An 8,840-nucleotide genomic window follows, 5' to 3' on the forward strand; every position below is an offset into this window, starting at 1 on the left:
TTTTCAGACGGCCTTTTAAATTATTTGCCTTTAACGAATATCCATAGGCGCAAACGATTTCACGGTTTCATCGATTGCTTTAACACGGGTCAGGAAGTCTTCCAATTGGGCAAGCGGCAATGCACTTGGGCCATCGCATTTGGCTTGGTCGGGATTGGCATGGGATTCAAGGAACAAACCGGCCAATCGGGTTGCCATGCCGGCAAGCGCCAAGTCCAATACTTGGGCGCGACGACCGCCTGATGCCGCGGCACCGGATTCGCGCGTTTGCAGGGAATGGGTTACGTCAAAAATAACGGGCAGGTTGTGACACGTTTTTTTCATCACACCAAAGCCGAGCATATCGACCACCAAGTTGTCGTAGCCGAAGTTCGCGCCGCGTTCGCACAAAATGATTTGCTCGTTGCCTGCTTCTTGGAATTTCTCGACGATGTTTTTCATTTGAGACGGGCTGAGGAATTGCGGCTTTTTGATGTTGATGACATTGCCGGTTTTCGCCATTGCCACCACCAAATCGGTTTGGCGTGCCAAGAATGCTGGCAGCTGGATGACATCGCAGACTTCGGCAACCGGCTGGCATTGGTAAGGCTCGTGAACGTCGGTAATCACGGGAACGTTAAACTCGCGTTTCACCGCTTGAAAAATCTTCATGCCTTCATCCAAACCCACACCGCGGAAAGAGTGGATGGAAGAGCGGTTTGCCTTGTCGAAAGAGGCTTTGAACACGTAAGGGATGCCGAGTTTATCGGTTACTTTAACGTATTGCTCACAGGCTTTCAGCGTAGAGTCGAGGTCTTCAAGGACATTGATGCCGCCGAAAAGGGTAAAGGGCGCATCGTTGCTGACGGTGATGTTGTTGATTTGGATATTCACGGCAAAGCCTTTCAGATAAGTTAAATTTGGGAAACAGGCCGTCTGAAACGTTTCAGACGGCCTTAGTTTGAATATTACAACACGGTGTGCGGCGGCTCATAAGAAATCACGTCGCGGATTTTGTTGTTCTCATCGACGAGGACGACTTTCGGCTCATGCGCTGCAATTTCGGGTTCGGACAACATGACGTAAGACATGATGATCACGATGTCGCCTTTTTGAACCAAACGCGCGGCCGCGCCATTGAGGCAAACGACGCCGCTGCCGCGTTCGCCGGGAATGGTGTAGGTTTCAAGACGTTCGCCGTTGTTATTGTTGACGATGGCGACTTTTTCGTTCACGCAAATACCTGCCGCATCCAGCAGGTCTTGGTCAACGGTAATGCTGCCGACGTAGTTGAGGTCGGCTTCGGTAACGGTGGCACGGTGGATTTTGCCGCCGAGCATGGTACGGAACATGGGTTTCCTTTTTGATTGTGGGTTGATTTGCGGTTTTAACTTCCGGGAAGTTAAAACCGCTGTTTGTGTGATTGAGGATTAGTTATTGGGAAAGTCTGATTCGTCGAACTCGGGTTCCGGGTCGCTTTGAAGGACTTTTCCGTTTAATTTCAACTCGCTGTTTTGCAGAGTCAGATGGGTTTTGACATTATCGTCTTCCAAGGTCAGATATTTTTCTCTTGCCATGCTTTTGATGGTACTGTCCACCATCAGGCGCAAGGTTTCGTTGATATCGTCGATGCTGGCGCGGCCTGCGGCTTCATCTTCGGCATTGACGCTAAACAGGCTGCTTGCTTGGTTGACGGCGAGCTGCTCCAACAATTTTTGCGGTACGCTCATATTGAAGTCGGCTTCGGTTTTCTTCAGCATATCGCCCAAGTTATTGAGGTCTTTGGCTGCCAAACCTTTAAACGCAAGCTTGCCGCTGACATCGACATCGCCATGAGGCATGGTGAATTTGAAGGTTTTGACGTTTAAAACCGGATTGTTGGTAAACAGGCCCGAAGCCTCGTTTTTGGCCGTCTGAATCAAGGAAGCCTGAATTTCTTCTTCGCTCATTTTCTTCACGGACACTTCGGCAATTTTGTTTTTCAACGCCAAAAGCGATGCGGCATCCAAATGCTCGGCAGCGACATTGATGTCCAGAGGGCCGTATTTGTCTTCGCCATAGGTCAGGCTTTCAAATTGGAAGCGACCTTCGCTGTTGATGAATTTATCGACTTCGCCGGTCTGGGTATCGAAACGCAGTTTGTTGACTTCGATTTTAGACGGAGCAATCGTGCCGGTCGGATTGATGAATGCACCGATTTGCAGGTTGGTCACAAGGTTGACCAACTCGTTCAACTTAACGTTGTAATCGATGTTTTCTTTCCATTGCAGCAAGAATTTATCCAGCGTAATGCTGCTCTTGCCCAAAGAAAGTTTGGTCAGGCCGTCTTCCGTTTCGGATTGGAAGCGCAGGTTTTCCAAAGACACATCGCCTTTGTCGGCCAATTTGACTTGCAAAGACGGCGCAAGGTAATCGTGGCGATAGCTTTTAAAGCCTTGGCTGTAATCGGTATTGCCGCTAAAGCCTTTCCAGTTGAGCTTGATACCGGAAAGCTCTTCATAATCGAAGGCAGGAATATTGAGGCTGAGTTTGCCGTCGCCGGAAAGGTAAACCGTATTGGTCATGGTCAACGGCGTTTGTTGGCCGAAGAAGCGGTCCAAAACCTTTTTGGTTTCCGGATGGTATTGGAACTCGGTTTCCACGTGGGCGCGCGTACCGAAGCCGCCGGCAAACGGGCCGTGTGTTACGTGGTTGATGACCGTAATCGGCTCTTGCAGGACGGTTTTCAAATTGTCCGGCAGGTATTTTTGCGTATTTTGAAGCAGAGTCGGCTTGAGGCGGATGACGGTCGTCTCGGTTGAACTGAACCAGCCGCGATCGTATTGGTGGGATTCAACGGTCAGGAAACCGGACTCCTGCAACAGCTTTTGTTGCTCGGTCAGGCTTTCTTCCGCTTTGACACCGAGATAGTAAGGCGTGCCGAGCGCAGCGGCGATAACGACGGCGGCAGTCGGGATAAGATACTTTTTCATCACTTCAAACAGATTAGGTTCAAAGCGTAAAGCATAGCATTTTTTAGCTGTTTTGTCTTATCCGCCGTTTCAGACGGCCTTTAGGGGAAGATTGTGATATTATGCAAATATAAACGGTTTTTACACTTTTGGCAGGCCTTACCCTGTCTGCCGAAATGTCATTAAAGGTTTGCAAATGCTTTTATTTATCGACAATTACGACAGCTTCACCTACAACATCGTCCAATACTTTGCCGAATTGGGGCAGGAAGTTTTGGTACGCTGCAACGATGAAATCACCCTCGAAGAAATCGAAGCCCTGAAACCGCAATATCTGGTCATCGGCCCGGGCCCTTGCTCACCGAAAGAAGCGGGCATTTCTGTTGCGGCCATGCAGCACTTTGCCGGCAGGCTGCCCGTCATGGGCGTGTGCCTCGGCCATCAAACCATGGGCGAAGCGTTCGGCGGCAATGTCGTGCGCGCGCAAACAATGATGCACGGCAAAGTCTCCCCCGTTTTCCATCACGGCACAGGCATGTTTAAAGACCTGCCCAATCCGGTCAACTGCACGCGCTACCACAGCCTCGCCATCGACCGCACCACCCTGCCCGACTGCCTCGAAATTACCGCATGGACGGAAGACGGCGAAATCATGGGCGTACGCCACAAAGAATATGCCGTCGAAGGCGTACAGTTCCACCCCGAAGCCCTGCTGACCGAACACGGCCACGACATGCTGAAAAACTTCCTGGAAGAATTCAAAGACTACCGCCCGCAAAAATCTTAATGAAAGGCCGTCTGAAATGGGTTTGACAGTGTTCAAACCGCATTTTCAGACGGCCTGAATCACATCGGACACGAACAAAGGAACAATCATGATTACCCCTCAACAAGCGATTGAACGCCTCATCAGCAACAACGAACTTTTCTACGATGAAATGACCGACCTCATGCGCCAAATCATGAGCGGCCAAGTTCCGCCCGAGCAAATCGCCGCCATCCTGACCGGCCTGCGGATTAAAGTTGAAACCGTTTCCGAGATTACCGCCGCAGCCAGCGTGATGCGTGAATTTGCCACTAAAGTGCCGCTGGAAAACGCCGATGACTTGGTCGATATTGTCGGCACAGGCGGCGATGGTGCCAAAACCTTCAATATTTCCACGACTTCTATGTTTGTCGCAGCTGCGGCAGGCGCGAAAGTCGCCAAACACGGCGGCCGCTCCGTTTCTTCATCCAGCGGCGCCGCCGATGTCATGGAACAAATGGGCGCCAACCTCAACCTCAACCCCGAACAGGTTGCCCAAAGCATTCAGCAAACCGGCATCGGCTTTATGTTCGCGCCCAACCATCACAGCGCCATGCGCTATGTTGCCCCTGTCCGCCGTTCGCTCGGCTTCCGCAGCATCTTCAATATTTTGGGTCCGCTGACCAATCCTGCCGGCGCGGCAAACCAACTCTTGGGCGTGTTCCACATCGACTTGTGCGGCATTCTTTCCCGCGTATTGCAACAGCTTGGTTCCAAACATGTTTTGGTCGTGTGCGGTGAAGGCGGTTTGGATGAAATAACGCTGACCGGCAAAACCCGCATTACCGAACTGAAAGACGGCAAAATCACCGAATACGACATCAGCCCAGCCGATTTTGGCATGGAAATCCGCCGCAATTTAGACGAAATCAAAGTCGAAAATGCGCAAGAATCCCTGCAAAAAATGAACGAAGTGCTGGACGGCAAAGCCGGTGCCGCACGCGACATCGTCGTCCTCAATGCCGCCGCCGCGCTCTACGCAGGAAACATGGTCGCTTCGCTGGCAGACGGTGTCAAAGCCGCTCAAGAAGCCATCGACTCCGGCAAAGCCAAAGCCAAAAAAGACGAGTTTATCGAATTTGGCAAACAGTTTGCCTAAGCTTTAAAACTATAAACAAAGGCCGTCTGAAAATCTTTCAGACGGCCTTTTATTCTTTAAATATTAAAATTTGCTTTTAATATCATTAATCAAGCCTTCAGCTTTTTCTTTGGCTTCTTCAGCCAAGTGTGCTACTTTCTCTTTGGCTTCACCGGCTAAAGCAGTTGCTTTTTCTTTAGCTTCACCTGCAAAGTTTTCTACTTTTTCTTTAGCCTCGCCTGCGAAGTGCGCCGCTTTTTCTTTGGCTTCACCTGCAAAGTTTTCTGCTTTTTCTTTAGCATCCGCAGCAACTTCTTTTGTCTTACCGACGCCTTGTTGAACTACACCTTCAGCTTTGAGTTTGGAATCGTCAAGAACTTCGCCGGCTTTCTCTTTTACTTCACCGCTGATTTGATCTAATTTGCCAGTCATCATTTATTCCTTCTTAGTTTCATGTTGATAAGAGTAATCACTATATCCCAAAAGATATTGGGTTGCAACTTAAAGTCTGTCTCAATATTAAAAACATAATAAAAATGGATTACGTCAAGTTAGCACAACTGTTTCAATATCGCTTCGGCTACTGCCTTGCCTATCATCTTACTGCCAAACTCATTGAAATGAAGCCCGTCGCACAGCATCACATCAGTCAAATCCTGCTCAAACATCAGGCTGTATAAATCATTGATGGCAAAGCCATATTGCCTTGCCAAATCCTCCGCCACACGGTTATAGGCCTTCAAATCAGCCAGATAGCGGCGCGAGGGTTTGACGATATTGTGTACGCTTTCCAAAAACGGCGTACTGCACGCCCAAATAATTTTTGCACCTGTCTGTTTCAAATAATCAAAAATTTGAATCAGGTTGCTGCGATAGGTTTTTATATCGGCCACCGGCTCATTACAGCCTTGATTATGGCGGATGTCGTGCAAACCGCAATTGATGTGGATAATGTCTCCCACAGTCGCGCCCTCTGTCCATTGCCTGATATGCTCTAACACATCATGCGACGAACGGCAGTTTTCCGATGGAGAAACAATATCCACCTCAGGCAAAGCGGCGCGCGTGTAAGGCTCCGAAGCAAGCCGAACGGAGTCGCCGATTAAGTAAACGGTCATTTTTGTTCTCCTCCCTTTATTTGAATCAACAGCAAGGCCGTCTGAAATATCACTTATATTATTATAAGAGTGCTATTTCAGACGGCCTTAACTTCAGTCAAGTTCTATCGTTAAATCATCAATTAGAGCTGACTGTTTTTATAAAAATCAATTAATTGCTTGGCCTGCAACATGGGCAGACCAAAACGGTCGCTTACGACTTTCAAATCCTTCCATTCCTGACCGGTCAGATTTTGCCCAACCCATTTGAGGTTTTCCGGATTGCTTTTGATTTTCTCAAAATACGCCTGCTTGCGTTTCCAGTTGCGCGACCACACCAGCAACATGGTAAAAATACATAAAACAATCAATACAATATTGGTAAACAACATCATGTCCATACGACATACTCCCGCTTGGATCTCAAAATCAGAAAATATGGATTAAAGGCCGTCTGAAAAAAAAACAATCTTCAGACGGCCTTTATATTATCACTCAATGTTCACCCGTTTCAGGCGCAAGGCATTGCTCAACACGGAAACCGAGCTTGCCGCCATTGCCGCGCCTGCGATGACCGGATTTAAAAAGCCGAGTGCGGCGAGCGGAATGCCCAAAATATTGTAGAAGAAGGCGAAAAACAGGTTTTGCTTGATGTTTTTCAAAGTTGCCTGCGACACCAGCAGGGCATCGGCGAGTTGGTTGACCGAATGCTGCATCAGCGTGGCGGAGGCGGTGTGTTCGGCAACGTCCGCACCACCTTTCATGGCGAAGCTGACGTTGGCAGCAGCGAGTGCGGGCGCGTCGTTGATGCCGTCGCCGACCATAGCTACAGTTTTGCCGGCAGCTTTGAGTTTCTGCACTTCGGCAGCTTTATCGCGCGGACTCATATTACCGAAGGCGTGTGCGATACCCAGTTGTTTGGCGACATATTCAACCGTTCCTTGGTTGTCGCCGCTCATGATGTAAACGTCGATGCCGTGTTTTTTCAGACGGCCTATGGCTTCGGCGGTATCAGCTTTCAACGCGTCGGCAAGTGCGAATGCGCCGATAGGTTTGTTATCGACTGAGACTGCAACAATGCTTGCAATGTCCCAAACGCCGTCTGAAAACTTCGGCAAGGTCAATTCGGCAAATTCGGCTTTGCCCGCTTTCACCAAACCCACTCCTTCGACTTCGGCGGTAATGCCTGCACCGACAACGGTTTGCGCGTTTTGTGCGGCGGGAATCTCCAAACCGCGCGCTTGGGCGGCGGAAACGATGGCTCGGGCGAGCGGATGAGCGGCGTTTTGTTCGACGGCGGCGGCGATGCGGTACAAAGCGTCTTCGTCAAAGTCGCTGTCGGGAACACAATAAACGGCGGCAACCTGCGGCCTGCCTTCGGTCAGCGTGCCGGTTTTATCCAACACGACGGCATCGACGTGGGCGGCTTCCTCCATTGCCGCTGCGTCTTTAAACCAAATACCGTGTTTCACTGCTTTGCCCATGCCAACCATAATCGCGGCGGGGGTCGCCAGACCGAGCGCGCACGGACAAGCAATTACCAAAACAGCAACGGCGTGCATCAACGCAACAGTCCAATCGCCTTTCACCAGCCAAGTGGCTATAAAAGTCAAAAGCGCGATGCCCACGACAGTTGGCACGAACACCGCCGCTGCCTTGTCTGCCACACGCGCAATCGGTGCTTTACTGCCTTGTGCTTCAGAGAGCGCGTTCATCATGTCGCCGAGCAATGTTTGGCTGCCGAGCTGTGTGGCGCGGTAAACCACGCTGCCTTCGGTCATCAACGCACCCGCCAACACTTTGCCGCCTGCCTTTTTCTCTTCGGGGTTGGATTCGCCGGTAAGATGACTCTCATCCGCCCAACCGCTGCCGCTTTCAATAATGCCGTCGGCGGCAATGCGTTCGCCGTGGTTAGCGCGGATAAGGTCGCCGATTTGTACTTGGTCGATGGGAAGCTGTTTCCATTCGCCATTGCGTTGCACGTTGACTTGGGTCGGCGTGAGCTTGAGCAGCAAGCCCAAGCTGTTCAGGCTGGATTTTTTGGTGCGGTGTTCCAAAAATTTGCCCAGCGACACAAAACCGATCACCATCACGCCTACTTCAAAATACACGTGTGCCATGCCGTGCGCCGCGTGCGGGCTGAAAAACAGCATATAAACGGAATACAGGTAAATCGATACCGTGCCGATGGTAACCAGCACGTCCATGTTCGCCAACCCGCCCTTAATGCTTGCCCACGCGCTTTTGTAAAACGGGATGGCCAGCCAAAGCTGCACCACGCTTGCCAGCACAAACTGCCATACAGGCGGAATCATCCAATCGTGCCGCCCGATCATCATCCCTGCCATGCCGATAAGGAACGGAATATTGATGGCCAACAAAAGCCACAGCCTCCAGCTTACATGCGCTGCTTCTTCGGGCTGCGGCAGCGCGTCTTCCGTTTTTTCCTTCGCGCCGTAGCCGGTTTTCTCGATAATTTTGGCGATGTCGGCTGCGGAGGTTTTGCTGTCGTCAAACGTAACCTGCGCTTCCTCGCTGGCAAAGTTCACCCCTGCCGATTCGACAAAATCTTTTTTGTTCAACACTTTTTCAATACGCGAAGCGCAGGCCTGACAGGTCATGCCTTCGATTTGAAAACGGACTTTTTGTTGCATGGTTTCTTCCTTCTGAATGTGGTTGGGCTACCTGAAAAAAGCGGAGCAGGGTTTTCAGGTAGCCTTTGGGGTGTTGCAGTCGATTTGTTGCGATTCGATTTACAAAGCCGCATCAAAGCCGCCGTCTTCCACCGCTTCTATCAGCGCGGCGGGGTTGGTTTGGGCGGGGTCGAATTCCACGACGGCATTCTTGTTTTCCAGGCTCACTTCGGCCTTGTCCACGCCGTTTACGCCTTCGAGGATGCTGGTTACGCTTTTCACGCAGCCGCCGCAGGT

At 50.6% G+C, this 8,840-nt stretch carries 10 protein-coding genes; 2 read left to right on the forward strand and 8 right to left on the reverse strand.

Features of this window, described 5'->3' with window-relative positions; translation table 11 throughout:
- Positions 1-30: 30 nt before the first annotated feature.
- The 3 genes from kdsA to HMPREF2596_RS07525 all read right to left on the reverse strand — a co-directional run bounded on the left by kdsA (position 31) and on the right by HMPREF2596_RS07525 (position 2,951).
- Positions 31-873: a 3-deoxy-8-phosphooctulonate synthase gene (gene kdsA, locus HMPREF2596_RS07515; protein ID WP_003747068.1), complete on the reverse strand. Its 843-nt coding sequence runs from the start codon at positions 871-873 to the stop codon at positions 31-33.
- A gap of 74 nt (positions 874-947) precedes the next feature.
- On the reverse strand, positions 948-1,331 hold the full coding sequence (gene panD / locus HMPREF2596_RS07520; RefSeq protein ID WP_003678944.1) for an aspartate 1-decarboxylase: 384 nt from the start codon (positions 1,329-1,331) through the stop codon (positions 948-950).
- A 78-nt stretch (positions 1,332-1,409) separates the two neighbouring features.
- Entirely contained in the window at positions 1,410-2,951 is a 1,542-nt protein-coding gene (locus tag HMPREF2596_RS07525) for a YdgA family protein (protein ID WP_070850592.1), read from the reverse strand.
- Positions 2,952-3,126: 175 nt separating this feature from the next.
- Here HMPREF2596_RS07525 and HMPREF2596_RS07530 point away from each other — a divergent pair, with 175 nt between their 5' ends.
- Positions 3,127-3,717, forward strand: coding sequence for an aminodeoxychorismate/anthranilate synthase component II (locus HMPREF2596_RS07530; RefSeq protein WP_070850593.1), 591 nt, complete (start codon positions 3,127-3,129; stop codon positions 3,715-3,717).
- 88 nt (positions 3,718-3,805) lie between these two features.
- Positions 3,806-4,834 (forward strand): anthranilate phosphoribosyltransferase, encoded by a 1,029-nt coding sequence (gene trpD / locus HMPREF2596_RS07535; RefSeq protein ID WP_070850594.1) that lies wholly within the window; start codon positions 3,806-3,808, stop codon positions 4,832-4,834.
- Positions 4,835-4,897: 63 nt separating this feature from the next.
- Here the strand turns inward: trpD and HMPREF2596_RS07540 are convergent, their stop codons facing one another.
- The 5 genes from HMPREF2596_RS07540 to HMPREF2596_RS11070 all read right to left on the reverse strand — a co-directional run.
- Complete coding sequence (locus HMPREF2596_RS07540; protein WP_070850595.1) at positions 4,898-5,245, reverse strand: CsbD family protein; 348 nt, start codon at positions 5,243-5,245, stop codon at positions 4,898-4,900.
- A 119-nt stretch (positions 5,246-5,364) separates the two neighbouring features.
- Complete coding sequence (locus HMPREF2596_RS07545; protein ID WP_070813944.1) at positions 5,365-5,931, reverse strand: SGNH/GDSL hydrolase family protein; 567 nt, start codon at positions 5,929-5,931, stop codon at positions 5,365-5,367.
- A gap of 122 nt (positions 5,932-6,053) precedes the next feature.
- Positions 6,054-6,311, reverse strand: a complete 258-nt coding sequence (locus tag HMPREF2596_RS07550; RefSeq protein WP_049329664.1) for a hypothetical protein — start codon at positions 6,309-6,311, stop codon at positions 6,054-6,056.
- A 90-nt stretch (positions 6,312-6,401) separates the two neighbouring features.
- A complete protein-coding gene (locus tag HMPREF2596_RS07555) occupies positions 6,402-8,564 on the reverse strand; it encodes a heavy metal translocating P-type ATPase (protein ID WP_070850596.1) in 2,163 nt (720 codons plus the stop codon).
- A gap of 99 nt (positions 8,565-8,663) precedes the next feature.
- Positions 8,664-8,840, reverse strand: a 177-nt coding sequence (locus tag HMPREF2596_RS11070) for a heavy-metal-associated domain-containing protein (RefSeq protein ID WP_083325007.1), incomplete at its 5' end; no start/stop codon positions are given.

This window comes from Neisseria sp. HMSC078C12, assembly GCF_001838065.1.
In the GTDB taxonomy this organism is placed as follows: domain Bacteria; phylum Pseudomonadota; class Gammaproteobacteria; order Burkholderiales; family Neisseriaceae; genus Neisseria.

Coding starts and splice junctions, on each gene's coding strand:
- panD (WP_003678944.1), bottom strand. CDS start 1,331: ATGTTCCGTACCATGCTCGGCGGCAAAATCCACCGTGCCACCGTTACC.
- HMPREF2596_RS07525 (WP_070850592.1), bottom strand. CDS start 2,951: ATGAAAAAGTATCTTATCCCGACTGCCGCCGTCGTTATCGCCGCTGCG.
- HMPREF2596_RS07530 (WP_070850593.1), top strand. CDS start 3,127: ATGCTTTTATTTATCGACAATTACGACAGCTTCACCTACAACATCGTC.
- trpD (WP_070850594.1), top strand. CDS start 3,806: ATGATTACCCCTCAACAAGCGATTGAACGCCTCATCAGCAACAACGAA.
- HMPREF2596_RS07540 (WP_070850595.1), bottom strand. CDS start 5,245: ATGACTGGCAAATTAGATCAAATCAGCGGTGAAGTAAAAGAGAAAGCC.
- HMPREF2596_RS07545 (WP_070813944.1), bottom strand. CDS start 5,931: ATGACCGTTTACTTAATCGGCGACTCCGTTCGGCTTGCTTCGGAGCCT.
- HMPREF2596_RS07550 (WP_049329664.1), bottom strand. CDS start 6,311: ATGGACATGATGTTGTTTACCAATATTGTATTGATTGTTTTATGTATT.
- HMPREF2596_RS07555 (WP_070850596.1), bottom strand. CDS start 8,564: ATGCAACAAAAAGTCCGTTTTCAAATCGAAGGCATGACCTGTCAGGCC.